This window comes from Micromonospora sp. DT68 (assembly GCF_049847245.1).
GTDB lineage: Bacteria > Actinomycetota > Actinomycetes > Mycobacteriales > Micromonosporaceae > Micromonospora > Micromonospora profundi.
Genome location: NZ_JBNCNZ010000013.1, coordinates 82587 through 100061 on the forward strand (window position 1 = coordinate 82587; position 17475 = coordinate 100061).

At 71.6% G+C, this 17475-nt stretch carries 19 protein-coding genes; 5 read left to right on the forward strand and 14 right to left on the reverse strand.

Going from position 1 to position 17475, the window contains the following annotated elements; translation table 11 throughout:
- The first annotated feature begins 31 nt into the window (after positions 1 to 31).
- Complete coding sequence (locus ACPXB1_RS22225; RefSeq protein ID WP_355596039.1) at positions 32 to 1447, forward strand: ABC transporter ATP-binding protein; 1416 nt, start codon at positions 32 to 34, stop codon at positions 1445 to 1447.
- A 145-nt stretch (positions 1448 to 1592) separates the two neighbouring features.
- The gene (locus ACPXB1_RS22230) at positions 1593 to 2393 is read left to right on the forward strand and encodes an energy-coupling factor transporter transmembrane component T family protein (protein WP_355632308.1); all 801 of its coding nucleotides are present in this window, start codon (positions 1593 to 1595) and stop codon (positions 2391 to 2393) included.
- A 230-nt stretch (positions 2394 to 2623) separates the two neighbouring features.
- On the opposite strand, the gene ACPXB1_RS22235 is transcribed toward ACPXB1_RS22230, so the two are convergent.
- Complete coding sequence (locus ACPXB1_RS22235) at positions 2624 to 3016, reverse strand: hypothetical protein (protein ID WP_355633178.1); 393 nt, start codon at positions 3014 to 3016, stop codon at positions 2624 to 2626.
- 479 nt (positions 3017 to 3495) lie between these two features.
- On the opposite strand from ACPXB1_RS22235, the gene gndA reads away from it, so the two are divergent.
- Entirely contained in the window at positions 3496 to 4938 is a 1443-nt protein-coding gene (gndA, locus tag ACPXB1_RS22240; protein WP_355596034.1) for an NADP-dependent phosphogluconate dehydrogenase, read from the forward strand.
- Between the two features lie 101 nt (positions 4939 to 5039).
- On the opposite strand, the gene ACPXB1_RS22245 is transcribed toward gndA, so the two are convergent.
- The 5 genes from ACPXB1_RS22245 to recO all read right to left on the reverse strand — a co-directional run bounded on the left by ACPXB1_RS22245 (position 5040) and on the right by recO (position 8278).
- A complete protein-coding gene (locus ACPXB1_RS22245) occupies positions 5040 to 5801 on the reverse strand; it encodes a pirin family protein (RefSeq protein ID WP_355633175.1) in 762 nt (253 codons plus the stop codon).
- The gene (locus tag ACPXB1_RS22250) at positions 5798 to 6025 is read right to left on the reverse strand and encodes a thioredoxin reductase (protein ID WP_355596030.1); all 228 of its coding nucleotides are present in this window, start codon (positions 6023 to 6025) and stop codon (positions 5798 to 5800) included. The genes ACPXB1_RS22245 and ACPXB1_RS22250 overlap by 4 nt, the downstream gene beginning before the upstream one ends.
- A 314-nt stretch (positions 6026 to 6339) precedes the next feature.
- Positions 6340 to 6525 carry a hypothetical protein gene (locus ACPXB1_RS22255; RefSeq protein WP_355596028.1) on the reverse strand — a complete coding sequence of 62 codons (186 nt, stop codon included), beginning with the start codon at positions 6523 to 6525 and terminating at the stop codon, positions 6340 to 6342.
- A gap of 65 nt (positions 6526 to 6590) precedes the next feature.
- On the reverse strand, positions 6591 to 7403 hold the full coding sequence (locus ACPXB1_RS22260) for an isoprenyl transferase (protein WP_355596026.1): 813 nt from the start codon (positions 7401 to 7403) through the stop codon (positions 6591 to 6593).
- Positions 7400 to 8278, reverse strand: a complete 879-nt coding sequence (recO, locus tag ACPXB1_RS22265; protein WP_355596024.1) for a DNA repair protein RecO — start codon at positions 8276 to 8278, stop codon at positions 7400 to 7402. The genes ACPXB1_RS22260 and recO overlap by 4 nt, the downstream gene beginning before the upstream one ends.
- Positions 8279 to 8380: 102 nt before the next feature.
- On the opposite strand from recO, the gene ACPXB1_RS22270 reads away from it, so the two are divergent.
- Positions 8381 to 9187, forward strand: coding sequence for a DUF4097 family beta strand repeat-containing protein (locus ACPXB1_RS22270; protein WP_355596022.1), 807 nt, complete (start codon positions 8381 to 8383; stop codon positions 9185 to 9187).
- Here ACPXB1_RS22270 and ACPXB1_RS22275 read toward each other — a convergent pair.
- From ACPXB1_RS22275 to ACPXB1_RS22310, 8 genes are all read right to left on the reverse strand, one after another.
- Entirely contained in the window at positions 9174 to 10343 is a 1170-nt protein-coding gene (locus ACPXB1_RS22275; protein ID WP_355596020.1) for an acyltransferase family protein, read from the reverse strand. The genes ACPXB1_RS22270 and ACPXB1_RS22275 overlap by 14 nt on opposite strands.
- 185 nt (positions 10344 to 10528) lie before the next feature.
- A complete protein-coding gene (era, locus tag ACPXB1_RS22280; protein ID WP_355596180.1) occupies positions 10529 to 11425 on the reverse strand; it encodes a GTPase Era in 897 nt (298 codons plus the stop codon).
- A 5-nt stretch (positions 11426 to 11430) separates the two neighbouring features.
- Positions 11431 to 11817 carry a cytidine deaminase gene (locus tag ACPXB1_RS22285; RefSeq protein WP_355596018.1) on the reverse strand — a complete coding sequence of 129 codons (387 nt, stop codon included), beginning with the start codon at positions 11815 to 11817 and terminating at the stop codon, positions 11431 to 11433.
- The gene (locus ACPXB1_RS22290; RefSeq protein WP_355596178.1) at positions 11810 to 13231 is read right to left on the reverse strand and encodes a hemolysin family protein; all 1422 of its coding nucleotides are present in this window, start codon (positions 13229 to 13231) and stop codon (positions 11810 to 11812) included. Before ACPXB1_RS22290 ends, ACPXB1_RS22285 begins: the two co-directional genes overlap by 8 nt.
- On the reverse strand, positions 13207 to 13680 hold the full coding sequence (ybeY, locus tag ACPXB1_RS22295; RefSeq protein ID WP_355596016.1) for an rRNA maturation RNase YbeY: 474 nt from the start codon (positions 13678 to 13680) through the stop codon (positions 13207 to 13209). The genes ACPXB1_RS22290 and ybeY overlap by 25 nt, the downstream gene beginning before the upstream one ends.
- Before the next feature lie 15 nt (positions 13681 to 13695).
- Positions 13696 to 14754: a PhoH family protein gene (locus ACPXB1_RS22300; protein WP_355596014.1), complete on the reverse strand. Its 1059-nt coding sequence runs from the start codon at positions 14752 to 14754 to the stop codon at positions 13696 to 13698.
- 132 nt (positions 14755 to 14886) lie between these two features.
- Entirely contained in the window at positions 14887 to 16272 is a 1386-nt protein-coding gene (locus ACPXB1_RS22305; RefSeq protein WP_355596012.1) for a serine hydrolase domain-containing protein, read from the reverse strand.
- Entirely contained in the window at positions 16269 to 16628 is a 360-nt protein-coding gene (locus tag ACPXB1_RS22310) for a histidine triad nucleotide-binding protein (RefSeq protein WP_355596010.1), read from the reverse strand. The genes ACPXB1_RS22305 and ACPXB1_RS22310 overlap by 4 nt, the downstream gene beginning before the upstream one ends.
- Positions 16629 to 16690: 62 nt before the next feature.
- Here ACPXB1_RS22310 and ACPXB1_RS22315 point away from each other — a divergent pair, with 62 nt between their 5' ends.
- The gene (locus tag ACPXB1_RS22315; RefSeq protein WP_355596008.1) at positions 16691 to 17452 is read left to right on the forward strand and encodes an SDR family NAD(P)-dependent oxidoreductase; all 762 of its coding nucleotides are present in this window, start codon (positions 16691 to 16693) and stop codon (positions 17450 to 17452) included.
- Positions 17453 to 17475 lie beyond the last annotated feature (23 nt).

Here is a 17475-nt window from a genome sequence, read left to right on the forward strand (position 1 = left end):
TCGGTGCGGGCAGGTTGGTTGGGGGTGGGTGGTGAGCGCGGTTGTGTTGCGGGGGTTCGGGTGGCGGCATGCTGGGCGGCGCGCCTGGGCCGTGCGCGGGGTTGACCTGCGTGTGGAGGCTGGGGAGCGGGTGCTGCTCCTCGGGCCGTCGGGGGCCGGCAAGAGCACGCTGCTCAGCGCCCTGGCCGGGCTGCTGCCCGAGGACTCCGGCGAGCAGGAGGGCACCGTCGAAATCGACGGGCTCGACCCACGCAAGGGCCGGGAACGCGTCGGCATCGTCTTCCAGGACCCGCAGACCCAGTTGGTCATGGCCCGCTGCGGCGACGACGTCGCGTTCGGCCTGGAGAACCGGGGCGTACCGACTGCCGAGATCTGGCCCCGGGTCGACGAGGCGCTGCGTCGCGTCGGCTTCCCGTACTCCCGGGACCGCAACACGGCCGCACTCTCCGGCGGCGAGCAGCAACGCCTCGCCCTGGCCGGCGCCCTGGCCCTGCGCCCCGGCCTGCTGCTGCTCGACGAACCGACCGCCAACCTCGACCCGGCCGGCGCCGACCTGATCCGACAGGCGGTGGCCGGCGCCCTCGACGCGGACACCACGCTGATCCTGGTCGAGCACCGGGTCGCCGAAGCGCTGCCACTTGTCGACCGGGTAGTCGTCCTGGAACCCGGCGGCGGAGTCCGCGCGGACGGCCCACCCGAGGAGGTCTTCGCCGCGCACGGCGCCGCCCTCGCCGCCGAAGGCGTCTGGGTGCCGGGTCACCCCATCGCGCCACGGCCGGCCACCGCCGGCCCGGGGGATCTGTTGCTCACCGTCGACCGGCTCGGCCTGCCTCCCCGGCTGGGCCCCACCACCCTTGGGGTACGCGCCGGCGAAGCACTCGCCGTACGCGGACCGAACGGCGCCGGCAAGTCGACCCTGGCGCTGCTGCTCGGCGGTCTACTCAAGCCGGGCACCGGCCGGGTAACCGCGTCCGCCGAGTTGGCCGGGCCGGACCACCGCACTCCCCCGCACCGCTGGCGGGCACCCGCGCTGGCCCGGCGGATCGGGTCGGTCTTCCAGGACCCGGAGCACCAGTTCGTCACGAGCACCGTCTTCGACGAGCTGGCGCTGGGTCCACGCCGAACCGGTCAACAGGAGTCGGCCGTCAAGGAGACGGTGACAGAGCTGCTGGAACGGCTGCGGCTGACCCGGCTCGCCGCTGCCAACCCGTACACCCTCTCGGGTGGGGAGGCGCGGCGGCTGAGCGTCGCGACGGCCCTGGCGACCGCGCCACGCCTGGTGATCTGCGATGAGCCGACCTTCGGTCAGGACCGGCGGACCTGGCGGGAACTTGTCGACCTCTTCGCCGACCTGCGCGACGCAGGGCACGGCATCGTCACTGTCACCCACGACGCGGACTTCGTCGCCGCGCTCGCCGACCGCACCGTCACCCTGGAGCGACAGTGACCACCCGGGGCGCCAACCTCGGCGGCGGCTCTGCCCGACCGCACCGCGCTCGAGGAGCGACCGCGACCACGTGGGGCACCAACCTCGGCGGCGCTGCCCGACCGGGCGACCCAGGAGCGACAGCTACCAAGCGGGGTGACATCCGATGATCAGCATCGAGCCGGTCGCCGCACCCGGCGCGCCGCTGGCCCGGCGCAACCCGGTGGCGAAGGTCGCCGCCGCTCTGGTCTTCTCGTTCACCCTGCTGGCCACCCTGGACCCGGTGGCCCCGGCCATCGCCATCGCTGTGGAACTCGCCGTGCTGCCGCTGTTCGGCATCCGCTACCGGGTGCTTGCCCGGCGGGCCCTGCCTCTGCTGCTCAGCGCCGTCGGCATCCTCGTCACCCTTGTGCTGTTCGCCGCCGACAGATCCGGCCGGGTCCTGCTGGACGTAGGGCCGGTGCTGGTGACCACCGGCGTCCTGCTCACCGCGCTCGGGCTCATCCTGCGGGTGTTCGCGGTGGCCCTGCCCGGCGTGATCGTGTTCGCCACCACCGACCCCACCGACCTCGCCGACTCGTTGATCCAGAACGCGAAGGCGCCGCCCCGGTTCGCCATCGGGGCGCTGGCCGCGTTCCGGCTGGTGCCGCTGCTCGGCCAGGAGTGGCAGATGATCAGCATGGCCCGGCGGGCACGCGGCGTGGATGCCGGGCGCAACCCGGTGGCGAAGCTGCGACTGTTCGCCTCCACCGCGTTCGCGCTGCTGGTCGGTGCGATCCGCCGGGGCACCCGGCTGGCCGTCGCGATGGACGCGCGCGGGTTCGACGCCGACACACCACGTACCGTCGCCCGCCGCCAGCGCTTCGGCCCCGCCGACGTACTCCTCATCGCTGGGGCGGTCGTCCTGGCCGGCGGCGCCCTGACCGTCAGCATCCTGCTCGGCACCTTCCGCCCGCTGATCGGCTGAGCGCGCCGCGCGCCGCTACGCCGCGCTCCAAGATCCGCACAACATCAGGGATGTAGTGCCCTCGCTGCCAGACGAGGCCACTACATCCCTGATGTTGTCGTCACCGTCCGCCGGGCGGCGTCCGCGTCCGCGGGCGACGCGCGGCGGGCGGCGTCCCCGGCACGCGGCACGCGACGCACGGCACGCAGTGGGCGGCCCACGCCGGACAGCGCGCGGCGGGGCGGGATCGGTCAGCTGCGGCGGAAGGCGTAGCGGCGCGGCTGGCCGGCCTGCTGGCTCTTGCCGCCGGAGCGGCCTCCGCCGCCATGCGGCGGTCCGGCCGTCGGCGCCGCAGGTCGCCACGCCGCCTTCGGCAGGTCGGCCACCGTCGGCGCGTCGACCGCGGCCGGCACGTCGACCGGCGGCACAAGCTCACCCAGCGACACCGCCGGCTCGACCAGCGCTGCCGGTTCGATCGACACCGCCGGGTCCACCAGCGCTGCCGGCTCGACAAGCGCCGGCTCGACCGCGAGGCCGAGGTCGGCGCGGGTTGGCTGGAGCGGGCCGTGCTTGGCCGCCGGGTCGGCGCCGAGCGGCGTTGCTCTGGGGGTACGGAACTTCTTCGGGTTGCGCCTGGCAGGCATCCGGGCCTCCTTCGGTGCCGACCGTCACGGCCGGTCCCGCGCTCCGGCGGTCGGTCGGATCGGCTGGTGACCGTCGCAGCTCGACGGTCGAGATAGGGAAGAGACAGCTCACCGGGACCGCCAAGCACCACCGAATGCAGATGGCGAGTACGCGGACGCCCGGGAGCGCACGGACCGCGGCGCGGGGCGGCGGGCCGGCTCGGAAACTGGGCGTCAGTAGCGCATGACCGCACACTATCCGGTGCCGGACTCCGGCACGACCGGTTTTCCCTGGCGCGATCGTGGCGGATGCTCCTGGCGCGATCGGTGGGAGGCCGCGACGCTGGGGAGTGAGTGTCGCGCGGTCGAGCGCCAGGTTGGACATCGGCGGGAGCTGACCGGTACCAGTCAGTGACCGCCTGTCGACCAGCGTTCCCGCGCTGCGCGCAGCGCGATACGGTCGCAGCAGGACCACACGACGGCGAGAGGTGGCAGCACGGATGGCTCAGCAGGCGACAGCGCAGATCGGCGTGACCGGGTTGGCGGTGATGGGTCGCAACCTGGCCCGCAACCTGGCCCGCAACGGTTTCACCGTGGCGGTGCACAACCGTTCACCCGAGCGCACCCGTAGCCTCGTCGCCGAGCACGGTGACGAGGGCACCTTCGTTCCCGGCGAGTCGATGGCCGACTTCGTGGCGTCGCTGGAACGGCCCCGCGCGGTGATCGTGATGGTCAAGGCGGGCGCGCCCACCGACGCGGTGATCGACGAGTTGGTACCGCTGCTGGACGAGGGCGACATCATCGTCGACTGCGGCAACGCCCACTTCGCCGACACCCGCCGCCGCGAGGAGGCGCTGCGCGCGAAGGGGCTGCACTTCAGCGGCACCGGTGTTTCCGGCGGCGAGGAGGGCGCGCTGCTCGGGCCGAGCATCATGCCGGGCGGCTCCGACGAGTCGTACGCCAAGCTCGGGCCGATGTTCGAAAAGATCGCCGCCCAGGTGGAAGGTGTGCCGTGCTGCGCGCACGTCGGGCCGGACGGCGCCGGGCACTTCGTCAAGATGGTGCACAACGGCATCGAGTACGCCGACATGCAGCTCATCGCCGAGGCGTACGACCTGCTCCGGGCCGGTCTGGACGCGAAGCCGGCGGAGATCGCGCAGATCTTCCGCGACTGGAACGCTGGCGAGTTGGGCTCGTTCCTCATCGAGATCACCGCCGATGTGCTCGCGCACACCGACGCGGCCACCGGCCGCCCCTTCGTGGACGTCGTGCAGGACCGCGCGGAGCAGAAGGGCACCGGGCGGTGGACCGTCCAGAGCGCCCTGGACCTGGGCATCCCGATCACCGGGATCGCCGAGGCGACGTTCGCCCGCTCGCTGTCCGGGCACGTCGACCAGCGCGAGGCGGCCCGCCGGGCGTTCCCGGACACCGGTGACCAGTGGCAGGTGACCGACCGGGACGCGTTCGTCGAGGACGTCCGCCGGGCGCTGCTCGCTTCCAAGATCGTTGCGTACGCGCAGGGCTTCGACCACATCCGCGCCGGCAGCCAGGAGTACGACTGGAACATCGACCTCGGCGGCACGGCGACGATCTGGCGGGGCGGCTGCATCATCCGCGCCCGTTTCCTCGACCGGATCCGTGAGGCGTACGACGAGCAGCCTGACCTGCCGACGCTGCTTGTGGCGCCGTACTTCGCCGAGGCGGTCGGTGCCGGCGTGCCGAGCTGGCGGCGGGTGGTGGCCGACGCGACCCGGGCCGGGGTGCCGACGCCGGCGTTCTCGTCGTCGCTTGCGTACTTCGACGCGCTGCGCGCCGAGCGGCTGCCCGCCGCGCTGATCCAGGGCCTGCGGGACAACTTCGGGGCACACACGTACCAGCGCGTCGACCGCGAAGGCTCGTTCCACACCCTCTGGGCAGGCGACCACACAGAGTCCCCGGCCTAACCCCCGCCGCCCTCTCCCCGCGATCTTGCACTTTCGGACCCCGGAATGCGGTCTACGTACCGTTATGACGGGGCAGAAAGTGCAAGATCGCGGGAGCGGGGTCAGGCAAGGGTTGCGTGCATTTCCCAGACCAGGATCTCGGCCGGTTCGTCGGCGGTTACCCGCCGGCCGCCGGTCATGGCTAGTCGGGCCGCGTCGCCGGTGCCTAGCGGGCCACTGCCCTCCAGGGTCACCGTGCCGTTGGGCACGTACAGGTGCACGAAAGGCGCGTCCGGGAGGGTGACCTCGTCGCCCGGGGTGAGCCGGGCGGCGTGCAGGGTGGCGTACCGGTTGCGGATCCTGATGGCGGACGCGCCGTCGTAGCGGTCCATGCCGGAGGCGACAGGCACCAGGCCGCCCCGCAGCAACTCGTCCTCGATCTCCAGCTGCTCGTAGCCGGGATCGACGCTCTGCTCGTCGGGGAGCACCCACATCTGCACGAAGTGCACGGGGTCGCTGTGCGGCTCCTGGTTGTTGAGCCGCCAGGCGTCGTTCTTCTCCGAGTGCAGGATGCCCGTACCGGCGCTCATGCGCTGCGCCAGCCCCGGATAGATCACTCCCGAGTGGCCTGTGGAGTCCTGGTGCACCAGGGAGCCGCGCAGCACCCAGGTGACGATCTCCATGTCCTGGTGCGGGTGCGTCTCGAAGCCGGCGCCGGGGCGGACCACGTCGTCGTTGTTGACAAGCAGCAGACCGTGGTGGGTGTTGGCCGGGTCGTAGTGCCGGGAGAACGAGAAGGAATGCTTGGAATCCAGCCAGGAGATCCGGGTGGCGAAGCGGTCTTCGGCGCGGCGCAGGTCGACCGCAGGTGCGGGCGCGGTCACCAGGCCCGCTGACCGGCGTCCGGGGTCGACGGTGCCCAGGTCAGCGCCGGCTCGCCGGTGGCCAGCTCGGCGATCTCGCCGGTACGCACCTGTGGCGTGTGGCCGAACTCCGCGCAGTGCTGCTCGGCGATCTCGGCGCAGATCTCGGCCACCTGTTCGCAGAGCGGATCACCCAGGTCAGCAGCATTCAACGCCATGATCATCTTGTACCGGAGATCCCGCATCTCCACCCCCGCACGACGGCGTACGTCTCCGCCCGACCCTACCCCCGCCCCACCGCCCCCCACCTCGAAAACAACCCGACCCCCCTGACCCTGACGCCAAAAGCAAACCCGCCCCGACCCGCGCCCCAAGCCCGCACGGCGTCGATCATGGAGTTGTGGTGCCTCACAAAAGCCCTTTATAGCCTTGAATCAGGCACCACAACTCCATGATCGACCGTGCGTGGTGGGGCAGGGCGGACGAGCGGACACGCGGCGTGGGTGGATATGGTGCGGCGCCGCCTCCGCGATGCGGGGGCGGCGCCGGGGGTAACAGGTCACCAGAGGCGGCGGCGCTTCGCCTTCTGCGGGCGGACCATGTCGGCGCCCTTGGTGAGCATCCGGGTCAGGCCGGAGGAACCGCGCCGGGCCTCCAAGGTGTGGCTGAGGCGGCGGGCACCGGCCGCGGCCACTGGCACCGCGATCGCCATCACCGCCCACTGTGCAATGCGCTTCTGGATCATGTGGGTTCACCTCCGTCAGTGGCTCGTGACGTCCTGGTACCCACTGTGACGTGCCGGTAAGCCTCTCAGCCGACCGGGGCGACAGGGTTGGGCAGCGCTCCGCCGAAGCGGCGGTCCCGCTGGGCGTACAGCTCGCACGCGTACCAGAGGTGTCGGCGGTCGAAGTCCGGCCAGAGCGTGTCCAGGAAGACCAGTTCGGCGTACGCGGTCTGCCAGAGCAGGAAGTTGGAGATCCGTTCCTCCCCGGAGGGGCGCAGGAACAGGTCCACCTCCGGGATCTCCGGGTGGTACAGGTATTTCGCCACTGTCTTCTCGGTGACCTTCGCCGGGTCGAGCCGGCCGGTGGCCACGTCCCGGGCGATCGCGGCGACGGCATCGCCGATCTCGGCCTGCCCGCCGTAGTTGACGCAGAACTGGAGGGTCAGCGTCGAGTTGCCCCGGGACATCTCCTCGGCGGTCTGCAACTCGGAGATGACGCTCTTCCACAACCGGCCGGGCCGGCCCGACCAGACCACCCGGACGCCGAGGTCGACCAACTGGTCGCGGCGGCGGCGGATGACGTCCCGGTTGAACCCCATCAGGAACCGGACCTCGTCCGGCGAGCGCCGCCAGTTCTCGGTGGAGAACGCGTACGCCGACAGGTAGGGGATGCCCATCTCGATGGCGCCTTCAATGGTGTCGAAGAGGCTGTGCTCCCCCGCCTCGTGCCCCTTGGTGCGAGGCAGCCCGCGTTCCTTGGCCCACCGGCCGTTGCCGTCCATCACCACTGCCACGTGCTTCGGCACCGCCTCGGCGGGCAGCGCCGGTGGCCGGGCACCCGACGGGTGCGGTGTCGGTGGCGTCGGCTCGCGCCGGCCGGCCCTCGTCGATCGGATCACTCGGCTCTCTCCCTGTTCGCACCGTCCACCCCGACCGCACCGTCACCGCGTGGCCGAGGCGCCACGGCCCCGGCCGCGTCGTCCGGCAGCGGGGCCGAGCCGGCCGCCGAGGGACCCCGATCGACCAGCGGCAGCGAGCGTAGCGCGCGTTCCAGGTGCCACTGCAGGTGCGCTGCGACAAGGCCGCTGCACTCCCGGCGTACACCGGTCTCGGTGGCGTCGGCGACCACCCAGTCGCCGGTGGCCAACGCGGACATCAGGTCGATGGTGGCCGGCGCGGGGTGGGCCGCGCCGGGTGGCCGGCAGTCCGGGCAGACCGCGCCGCCGGCCGGCACGGAGAACGCGCGGTGCCGCCCGGGGGTGCCGCAGACCGCGCAGGCGACAAGCGCGGGCGCCCAGCCCGCAAGGGCCATACCCCGCAGCAGGTACGCGTCGAGCACCAGGGTGGTGGCGTGCTCGCCCCGGGACAGCGCCTTCAGGGCGCCCACTGTGAGCTGGAACAGGCGCAGCGAGGGTTCCCGCTCGACAGGTGTCAGTCGCTCGGCGGTCTCGGCGATCGCGCTTGCCGCCGTGTAGCGGGGATAGTCGCCGAGGAACCGCTTGCCGTACAGGTCGATGCCCTCGACCTGGCTGACGGTGTGCAGCGAACTGCCGTGGTTGCCCTTGGGGTCACCGGCGAGTTGGAGGTCGACGTGGCCGAACGGCTCCAGCCGGGCGCCGAACTTGCTTGTGGTACGCCGGACGCCCCGGGCCACGGCGCGCAGCCTGCCGTGCCTGCGGGTGAGCAGTGTGATGATCCGGTCGGACTCGCCGAGTTTCTGCACACGCAGCACCACCGCGTCGTCGCGGTAGAGCTGTCGGCGATACCCGGCCATCGGGCCATTCTCCCTCGGGGTGCGAAATCAGGGTTGGTTCGGGGTGGACGCGCGGACGAACCCCGATGCGGAGGGCGGGTCACCGGCCGTAGCGTCCTCGCCATGGCACCGCAACGGATCATCGCAGCCCCTCGCCACCGCACCACCACGGCCGTCTCATTGGGGTTGGCCACCATCCTCATCCTGCTCGCCGGGTGCGACAACCTGGCCTTCCGGCGGCTCGACTTCGACGACACCGAAGCCGCGAAGATCACCAACATCCAGGTCCGAGGTGGGTCCGGTGACGTGGTGGTCCGGGGCACCGGCTCGGACACCGAGGTACGGATCAAGCGGGTGGTGCGGTACCAGGGCGGCGAGCCCAAGGCACGGTACGAAATCAAGGACAGCGAACTGATCCTCGACAGCGACTGCGGCAACCGGTGCAGCGTCTCCTACGAGGTGACAGCTCCGCCGGGCGTGATCGTGGAGGGTGAGGGAGGCTCCGGCAACGTCGAGTTGAGCCAGGTCGGGGCGGTGAAGCTGCGGTGGGGCTCAGGTGAGATACGGGTGGCCGGGGCCTCCGGGGCGGTCGACGTGGAGACCGGCTCCGGCAACATCGAGCTCAGCGAGGCCAGCACGTCGGTACGACTGCGTGCCGGGTCCGGCAACGTCAACGCCCGCCGGGTCAGCGGTGCCACGGACGCCGAGGCCGGCTCGGGCAACGTCACCATCGAGTTGGAGACGCAGGTCTCGGCCCGGGTGCGCACCTCCAGCGGAAACGCCACGCTGCTGGTGCCCTCCGGCAGCTACCGGGTCCGCACCAGCACCGGTTCCGGCGAGTCGGAGGTCACCGTCGTCAACGACCCGAACTCGCCTGTGGTGCTGGACGGGTCCACCGGCAGCGGCAACGTCACGATCAGCCAGCGTTGATCTCGGTGCCGGAGCGTGGTCGCGGGACAGGCGACCGACCTTCCGGCTCGGCGGTCGCCGGGCTCGACGGGCCTGCGGGCGCCGGGCTCGACGGACCCGCAGTCGGCGGGCTCGTCGAGCCAGCGGTGGGCCGACTCGACGGCTCGATCGGGCTCGACGGGCCTGCGGGGATCAACTCCGGGCGGCGACGGGCGGCGACGTCCTCGACCCAGCCGACGGCCAGAGTGACGAGCCCGACCAGCGCGAAGACGAGCAACACCCGGATGGCGAGCCCCAACGGGTCCTGGTGGGACCAGCCGACGACGTCGACCAGCGGGGTGAGGGCAACCACGAACGGCATGTGCCAGAGGTAGATGGTGAGCGCCCGCCGGTTGACCACCGTCACCGCCCTGTCGGCCAGGCGGCTGCGCTCCAACCAGGCCATCCCCGCCGGCCCGCGACCCAGGGCGATCAGGATGAACGCCGCCGACCAGAGGGCGTTACCGAGGTGGTTGTCGTTGAGGTCGTACCCCCGGGGGCCTGGATGCGCGGCGAGCCAGGCCCCGCCGGCCAGCGCGAGAACCGACGCCAGCGGGTAGAGGATGCGGCCGGCGAGCCGGCGCAGCATGCCGGCCTGGTGGGCGAAACCGAGCATCCAGGCGCCGAAGTACAACCCGAACTCGCGCAGTACCGGCGGGGGCGCCTGGTAGATGCCGGCCTCGATCGCCAGCAGCAGCAGGTACGGGGCGAGCAGTGTGGGCAGCGGGGCCTTGCGGAACAGCCAGAACGCGATCGGCGAGGCGAACACGAACCACAGGTAGTCGCGCAGGTACCAGATGACGCTGAGCGCGAGGGCACCCCAGTTGTTTGCCGGTGGGTCCGCGATCGGGAACAGCCACAGCAGCACCCGGGGTGACAGCGACAGGCCGGTGAACAGCATGGCCGGGACGAAGACCACCGCCACGACCCACAGCGACGGCAGCAGCCGGCGCAGCCGACGACCGACCGCGGCCGGGCCGGAACGGGCGAGCGAGGCCGCCATCAACGACCCTGCCAGCGCGAACATCACCGACATGGCAGGGAAGACGAGGGTGAGGGACGCCCACCCGGTGACGTGGTAGACGACAACACGGACGATGGCCAGGAAACGGAGCAGATCGAGATACCGGTTGCGCATCAGCCTGCATCTGGGTCGGGGAAGCGGGGGGTTGTACTCCCCTACCCTTCGCGGTGTCGCCGCCAAACGGTACCGGCCCCGCCCAAACGTGAATCATCCCATACGCCCGACCGATAACGACTTTGTCCGGTGGCGCACCCATCGCCCGGTCAGCCCTGGCTCGGCCAGGGCTGACCGAACGGTCGTCAGAACCCCAGTTTGCGCAGCTGCTTCGGGTCGCGCTGCCAGTCCTTCGCAACGCGGACGTGCAGGTCCAGATAGACGCGCGTGCCCAGCAACTCCTCGATCTGCCGGCGGGCGGTGGTGCCGACCTCCTTGAGCCGGCTCGCCTTGTGACCGAGCACGATCGCCTTCTGGCTGGGCCGCTCCACATACAGGTCGGCGTAGATCTTCGTGAGCCGGCCCTCGGGGATCATCTCCTCCACCACAACGGCGATGGAGTGCGGCAGTTCGTCACGGACCCCTTCCAGGGCCGCCTCCCGGATCAGCTCCGCGACAAGCACCTGCTCCGGGTCGTCGGTGAGCATGTCGTCGGGGTAGAGCTGCGGCGACGGTGGCAGGTAGTTCGTCATCACGTCGACGAGCGTGTCCACCTGGTGCCCGGAGACGGCGCTCACCGGCACGATCTCGGCGAACTCCCCCATCTCGCTTACCGCGAGCAACTGCTCGGCCAGCCGGCGCTTGTCGACCAGGTCGGTCTTGGTGACCACCGCCAGCACTGTCGCCTTCAACTCGGCCAGCTCACCGCTGATGAACCGGTCACCGCGACCCACCGGCTCGTCGGCCGGGATGCACAGACCGATCACGTCGACCTCCGTCCACGTGGAGCGGACCAGGTCGTTGAGACGCTCACCCAGCAACGTCCGGGGGCGGTGCAGACCCGGCGTGTCGACGAGCACCAGCTGCGACTCCGGCCGGTGCAGCACCGCCCGGATGACGTGGCGGGTGGTCTGCGGCTTGTTCGAGGTGATCGCGATCTTGGTGCCGACGATGGCGTTCGTCAGCGTGGACTTGCCGGCGTTGGGCCGGCCCACGAAACATCCGAACCCTGCCCGGTACGGGCGCGGCTCGGGATCCCGCACGGCACTCACTCGGTCACCGTGCCCAACACGGTGCCGTCCGGCGCGGCCACGTGGATCGGCGCGTCCACGGCGAGATCACGCACGGCGGCGTGCCCGGCGCCGTCAAGCGTCGACGCCTCGGTCACCACCGCAGCCGCCTCCAGCCGGCTCGCCCCGGCCGCCACAGCCGACGCCACAGCCAACTGGAGCGCGGTGAGGGTCAGCGACGGCAACGCGACACTTGCCGCCGCGTACGTCCGGCCGTCCTGGTCCCGGACCGCGGCGCCTTCCACGGCACCGACCCGCGCACGGGCTCCCCGGGCCAGGACGACGAGCTTGCCGTCCTCGGCACTCAGCGGCTCCGCTGCGGCGGGGGTGGGCCGGGCGGCGGGCGCGGCGGGTGTGTCAGGCATCGGCGGGTTGCCTCTCCTCGTCTCGATAATGGTCCGGGTCGTCCCCAGGGCCGGCCTGCTCGCCGCGCCCCGCGGTGTCCTGCTCGTCGCCCGACTCCACCCTGCTTACCAGGACGGTGTCGATCCGGTTGCGTCGGCCCGTGGTGCCCTCGGCGACCAGCCGGAGGCCGGCCACCTCGGCCTGCGCTCCGGGGATCGGCACCCGCCCCAGCGACTGGGCGAGCAGACCACCGACCGTCTCCACCTCGTCGGTGGGCAGGTCGGTGTCGAACATCTCGCCAAGGTTCTCCACCGGCAGGCGGGCCGTGACCCGCACCGAGGATTCCCCGAGGCGTTCGACCGGCGGGCGTTCGACATCGTACTCGTCGGTGATCTCACCGACGATCTCCTCGAGGATGTCCTCGATGGTGACCAGACCGCCGGTGCCGCCGTACTCGTCGACAACGATGACCAGGTGGTTGCGGGCCGCCTGCATCTCGGAGAGAAGGTCGTCGACCGGCTTGGACTCCGGCACGAAGGTCGCCGGGCGCATCAGCTCGGCCACCGGCAACTGCTCGGCGTCCGGGTCGCCACCCCGGGACCGACGGATCAGGTCCTTGAGGTAGAGCACGCCCAGCACGTCGTCGACACTCTCACCGATCACCGGGATGCGGGAGAACCCGGACCGCAGGAAGAGCGCCAGCGCCTGCGCGAGGGTCTTGCCCTCCTCGATCCACACCATCTCGGTACGCGGAACCATCACCTCCCGGGCGATGGTGTCGCCGAGCGCGAAGACCGAGTGGATCATCTGGCGTTCGCCGTGCTCGACGACGCCGCGCTGCTCGGCGAGGTCGACAAGCTCACGCAGCTCCACCTGACTGGCGAACGGCCCCTCGGGGAACCCGCGCCCCGGGGTGACCGCGTTGCCGATCAGGATCAGCAGTGACGCCAGCGGGTTGAGCGCACGGCCCAGCCAGCGGACCAGCGGCGCCGCCGCGCGCCCCACGGCGTACGCGTGCTGCCGGCCGATTGTGCGCGGGGCGACACCGACCACCACGAAGCTGACCACTGCCATCGCGCCGGCGGTGACAAGCGCGGCACGCCAGCCGGCGCCGAAGCTGTCCACCGCGACAAGCGCCACAAGCGTCGTCGCGGTCAGCTCGGCGAGAAGCCGCAGCAGCAGGAGCAGGTTGAGGTGCCGGACGACGTCGCCGGCCACGACCTGGAGGGTGCGGGCGCCGCGTACGCCGTCACGTGCCAGCTCGGCTGCCCGCGCCGGGGAGACAGCGGCGAGCGCCGCCTCGGTCATCGCGATCACACCGGCCAGCACCACGAGGCCGGCCGCGAAGAAGATCAGTTGCAGGTCGGGAAGGCCGGCGGCAGGGCCGACCGCAAGGAACGGAGTGGACATCACTGGTTGCGGGTCGACCGCCAGCTCGCCAGCAGTCGGGCCTGGAGCGCGAACATCTCCCGCTCCTCCTCCGGCTCGGCGTGGTCGTAGCCGAGCAGGTGCAGCACCCCGTGCACGGTGAGCAGGTGCAACTCGTCGGCCGGAGCGTGCCCGGCGGTCGCCGCCTGCTTGGCCGCGACCTCCGGGCAGAGCACGATGTCACCGAGCAGCGCCGGCTCGCCGCCGGCAGGGGCGGTCTCGCCCGGGCCGTGGTCGACGCTTCCCTCGTCCATCGGGAAGGCGAGCACGTCGGTCGGGCCGTCGCCACCCATCCAGCGGTGGTTCAGCTCGGTCATGTAGTCGATGTCGACAAGCAGCACCGACAACTCGGCGAGGGGGTTGACCCCCATCTCGTCGAGGGCGTGCCTGGCGACAGCGAGCACGGCGTCGGTGTCGACCTCGGCACCGGACTCGTTGGCGATCTCGATGGACAACTGCTTTCCTCTGCTTTAGCGGCGGCGGCCGGCACGGCCGCCCTGGGCAGGTCGCCCGGGTACGGCATGGACGCCCTGCGCCTGCTGGGTTTCCCGCTCGGCATCCCAGCGGGCGTACGCGTCGACGATCTCCCCGACCAGCCGGTGGCGGACCACGTCGGAGCTGGACAACTGGGAGAAGTGCACGTCCTCGACGTTCTCCAGGATCTCCCGAACCACCCGCAGGCCGCTGCTCGTCCCGCCGGGAAGGTCCACCTGGGTGATGTCACCCGTCACGACGATCTTGGAGTTGAAGCCGAGCCGGGTGAGGAACATCTTCATCTGCTCGGGCGTCGTGTTCTGCGCCTCGTCCAGGATGATGAACGCGTCATTGAGCGTGCGGCCCCGCATGTACGCCAGCGGGGCGACCTCGATCGTGCCGGCGGCCATCAGCTTCGGGATCGACTCGGGGTCGAGCATGTCGTGCAGCGCGTCGTACAGCGGCCGCAGGTACGGGTCGATCTTCTCGTTGAGGGTGCCGGGCAGGAAGCCAAGCCGCTCCCCCGCCTCGACCGCCGGGCGGGTCAGAATGATCCGGTTGACCTGCTTGGCCTGCAACGCCTGGACGGCCTTCGCCATCGCCAGGTAGGTCTTGCCGGTGCCGGCCGGGCCGATACCGAAGACGATGGTGTGCGAGTCGATCGCGTCGACGTAGCGCTTCTGCCCGAGCGTCTTGGGACGGATGGTGCGGCCGCGACGGGAGAGGATGTCGAGGGTCAGGACCTCGGCGGGCCGCTCGGCGCTGCCCTGCTCGAGCATGCCGACGGTACGCCGGACGGCGTCAGTGGTCAGGGTCTCGCCTTTCTCGATGAGTTCGAGCAGCTCACTGAAGACCCGCTCGGCAAGGGCGTTGTCGGCGGGAGCGCCGGTGATGGTGATCTCGTTGCCCCGCACGTGCACGTCACTCGTGACCGAACGCTCGACGAGTCGCAGGATCTCGTCGCCCGCGCCGAGCAGATTGACCATGATCTTGGGGTCGGGCACGGTGATCCTGGTCTGCACCCGGGGAACGCCGGGAGGTGGGGTGCCGGTCATAAGTTGGGCCGAAGGGCCCTGCGCACCTGCTCTCGATCTCGGGCGCCGGCCCTGCTGGCACGGCGTGCGGACGTTGCAGCCATCGTATCCGTTCAACGCGGGACGCATCGCGCCCATTTCCGCTGGCCGCGATCAACCGCCGGCCCGGAAGTCGTACCTGTCGAAGGTCTCCTGGTGGCGGGTGAACCGGTAGGTCGCCCAGTGCATCCGGACCACCGTTCCGGCGTCGTCCCGGGTCAGCCTCAACAGCTCGCCCACCTCCCGGCCGGACACGGTCCGGAACACGTCCGGCCGGTCCGGCAGCGGGGCGAAGACCGCAGGTGGGCGCCCGGCTGGATCGCCTGCCCCGCGTGCCCGCAGTGTGCCGTCATGCCAGGAGAAGACGTACTCGAAGCCCTCGCCCCACCAGCGACCGAGCACACCCCGCAGGGCTGCCGGGGCGGGTGCGCCGGGCCGCCAGGGCTCGATCTCGGCCGGGTCGTGCTCGACGGCCTCGGCGAGCAGCCGGTGCGGCAGGTCGAGCAGGTCCGTCGCCGTTCCGGAGGAGCCGACCACCGCGGCGCCCATCGCGCCTGGCGTGCCGTCGCCGCCCCGGCGGCCGTACACGGCTGCCAGGAAACCGGGCATCGCGCCGTCGTGCCCCACGTGCACCACCCGCTCGCCCTGGGGGACGAGGATCAGTCCGAGCCCGAAGCCGGCGCCCCAGAGCGTCTCGTCGGTGGTGGTCAGCGGCCAGCGCATCTCGTCGAGGGTGCCCGGGGCGAGCACCGCGCCGGACGGGTCGATCGCCGCCGGGTCGGCGAGGAACGCCGCCCAGCGGGCCATGTCGGTCGCCGTGCTCCAGAGCTGGGCGGCCGGGCCGACCGCGCCGAAGTCGGTCGGCGGCTCGGGGTGGGCCTCGTCGGAGTACGCGTCGACAAGGAACCCTGTCGCAGCCGTCGGCAGGGGCGTCACTGTGGTGTCGGTCAGCCCGAGCGGCGTCGACACCCGCTCGGCGAGCACCTCCGCCCAACTGCCGCCGCGCAGCCGGGCCACAAGCAGGCCGAGTACGGCCATCCCGAGGTTGGAGTAGTGGAACCGGCGGCCCGACGGCAGGACCCGCTCGGCCCGGTCCAGCTCGGCCACCAGCCGCTCCGCATCGGGTGCGGCCAGGGTGTCCCAGACGTCGCCGAACGGCTCACGTTGCAGACCACCGGTGTGCGACAGCAGCCGCCGTACGGTCAGCTCACCGTGCGCCGGCAGGTCCAGGTACCGGCCGACCGGATCATCCAGGTCGAGCAGTCCGTCGTCGCGGCACTGAAGGGTGAGCACCGCCGTGAAGGTCTTGGTGACCGAGCCGATCCGGAACTGGGTGCGCGGCCCCAGCGCGCTGTCGGTGCCGGTGTCGCCGACGGTGCAGGTCCACAGCGGCCGGTCGGCCCTGTGCAGCGCCGCCGACACAGCAGGCACCCTGGCGTCGGCCTGCACCCGCCGGACCAGCCGGTCCAACCGGTCGTGCGCGCCGGGGCCTGATGTCACGCCACGCTCCGCGCGAGCATCGGGCCGAGCGGCGCACCGCCGAGCAGGTGCGCGTGCACGTGGAACACCTCCTGGCCGCCGTACCTCCCGGTGTTGAACATCAGCCGGAATCCGTCGCCGAGCAGGCCCTCGTCCTCGGCCACCGCGGCGGCCGTGGCCAGCACCTCACCGGCCAGCCCGGGGTCGCCCTGCCCGAGGGTGGCGACATCGGCGTAGTGCTCCTTCGGAATGACGAGTACGTGCACCGGCGCCTTCGGGTCGATGTCACGGAAGGCGAGCGTCGTGGCGGTCTCCCGGACCACTGTGGCCGGGATCTCCCCGGCGACGATGCGGCAGAACAGGCAGTCGGATCCCATCGGGGCAGTGTAAGGAAGGGGCCGCTCGGAGCACACGCGGCTCCTGGGGCAGGATGGCCGCCATGACGGCTCGGGCGGTACTGGTGACCGGTTCTTCGCGCGGCATCGGCAGGGCGGTGGCGACGGCGTTCGCGGCCGGCGGCGACCGGGTCGCGATCCACCACCGCGACTCCGCCGCCGCGGCCGAGGAACTACTCGCGCAACTTCCGGGTACGGGGCACGTGGTGGTCCGCGCCGACCTCACCGACCCGGACGCCGTCCGGGCCATGGTCGACGATGCCGCCGAGCAGCTCGGCGGGCTGGACGTCCTTGTCAACAACGCCGGGATGTACGGCGACCGGGACGACCCACACCCGATCTTCGGCACCTCCTACGAGGAGTGGCAACGGCGCTGGCGGCAGGTGCTGGAGACCAACCTGACCGGCGCCGGCAACGTCACCTGGTGTGCCGCACAGCACATGCGCGAGCGCGGCGGCCGGATCGTCAACGTGTCGTCGCGGGGCGCGTTCCGGGGCGAGCCGCACCAGCCGGCGTACGGCGCCAGCAAGGCGGGGCTGAACGCGCTGGGCCAGTCCCTCGCCGTGGCGCTAGCGCCGTACGGCATCGCTGTCGCCACTGTCGCGCCGGGCTTCGTGGCGACCGACATGACCACCGAGCACCTTCGCGGCGAGGGCGGCGCGGCGATCCGGGCGCAGAGCCCGTTCGACCGGGTGGCCCGGCCGGAGGAGATCGCCGCAGCCGTGCACTGGCTGGCGTCCCCGGAAGCGGAGTGGGCCTCGGGCACCATCGTCGACCTCAACGGCGCGTCCTACCTGCGCAGCTGACCGCCGCCAGCGCACTCCGCCAC

Bases quoted from the DNA above. Each gene is read 5' to 3' on its own strand.
- ACPXB1_RS22230 (WP_355632308.1), top strand. From the start codon at position 1,593: ATGATCAGCATCGAGCCGGTCGCCGCACCCGGCGCGCCGCTGGCCCGG.
- ACPXB1_RS22235 (WP_355633178.1), bottom strand. From the start codon at position 3,016: ATGCCTGCCAGGCGCAACCCGAAGAAGTTCCGTACCCCCAGAGCAACG.
- gndA (WP_355596034.1), top strand. From the start codon at position 3,496: ATGGCTCAGCAGGCGACAGCGCAGATCGGCGTGACCGGGTTGGCGGTG.
- ACPXB1_RS22250 (WP_355596030.1), bottom strand. From the start codon at position 6,025: ATGCGGGATCTCCGGTACAAGATGATCATGGCGTTGAATGCTGCTGAC.
- ACPXB1_RS22255 (WP_355596028.1), bottom strand. From the start codon at position 6,525: ATGATCCAGAAGCGCATTGCACAGTGGGCGGTGATGGCGATCGCGGTG.
- recO (WP_355596024.1), bottom strand. From the start codon at position 8,278: ATGGCCGGGTATCGCCGACAGCTCTACCGCGACGACGCGGTGGTGCTG.
- ACPXB1_RS22270 (WP_355596022.1), top strand. From the start codon at position 8,381: ATGGCACCGCAACGGATCATCGCAGCCCCTCGCCACCGCACCACCACG.
- ACPXB1_RS22275 (WP_355596020.1), bottom strand. From the start codon at position 10,343: ATGCGCAACCGGTATCTCGATCTGCTCCGTTTCCTGGCCATCGTCCGT.
- ACPXB1_RS22285 (WP_355596018.1), bottom strand. From the start codon at position 11,817: ATGCCTGACACACCCGCCGCGCCCGCCGCCCGGCCCACCCCCGCCGCA.
- ACPXB1_RS22300 (WP_355596014.1), bottom strand. From the start codon at position 14,754: ATGACCGGCACCCCACCTCCCGGCGTTCCCCGGGTGCAGACCAGGATC.
- ACPXB1_RS22310 (WP_355596010.1), bottom strand. From the start codon at position 16,628: ATGGGATCCGACTGCCTGTTCTGCCGCATCGTCGCCGGGGAGATCCCG.
- ACPXB1_RS22315 (WP_355596008.1), top strand. From the start codon at position 16,691: ATGACGGCTCGGGCGGTACTGGTGACCGGTTCTTCGCGCGGCATCGGC.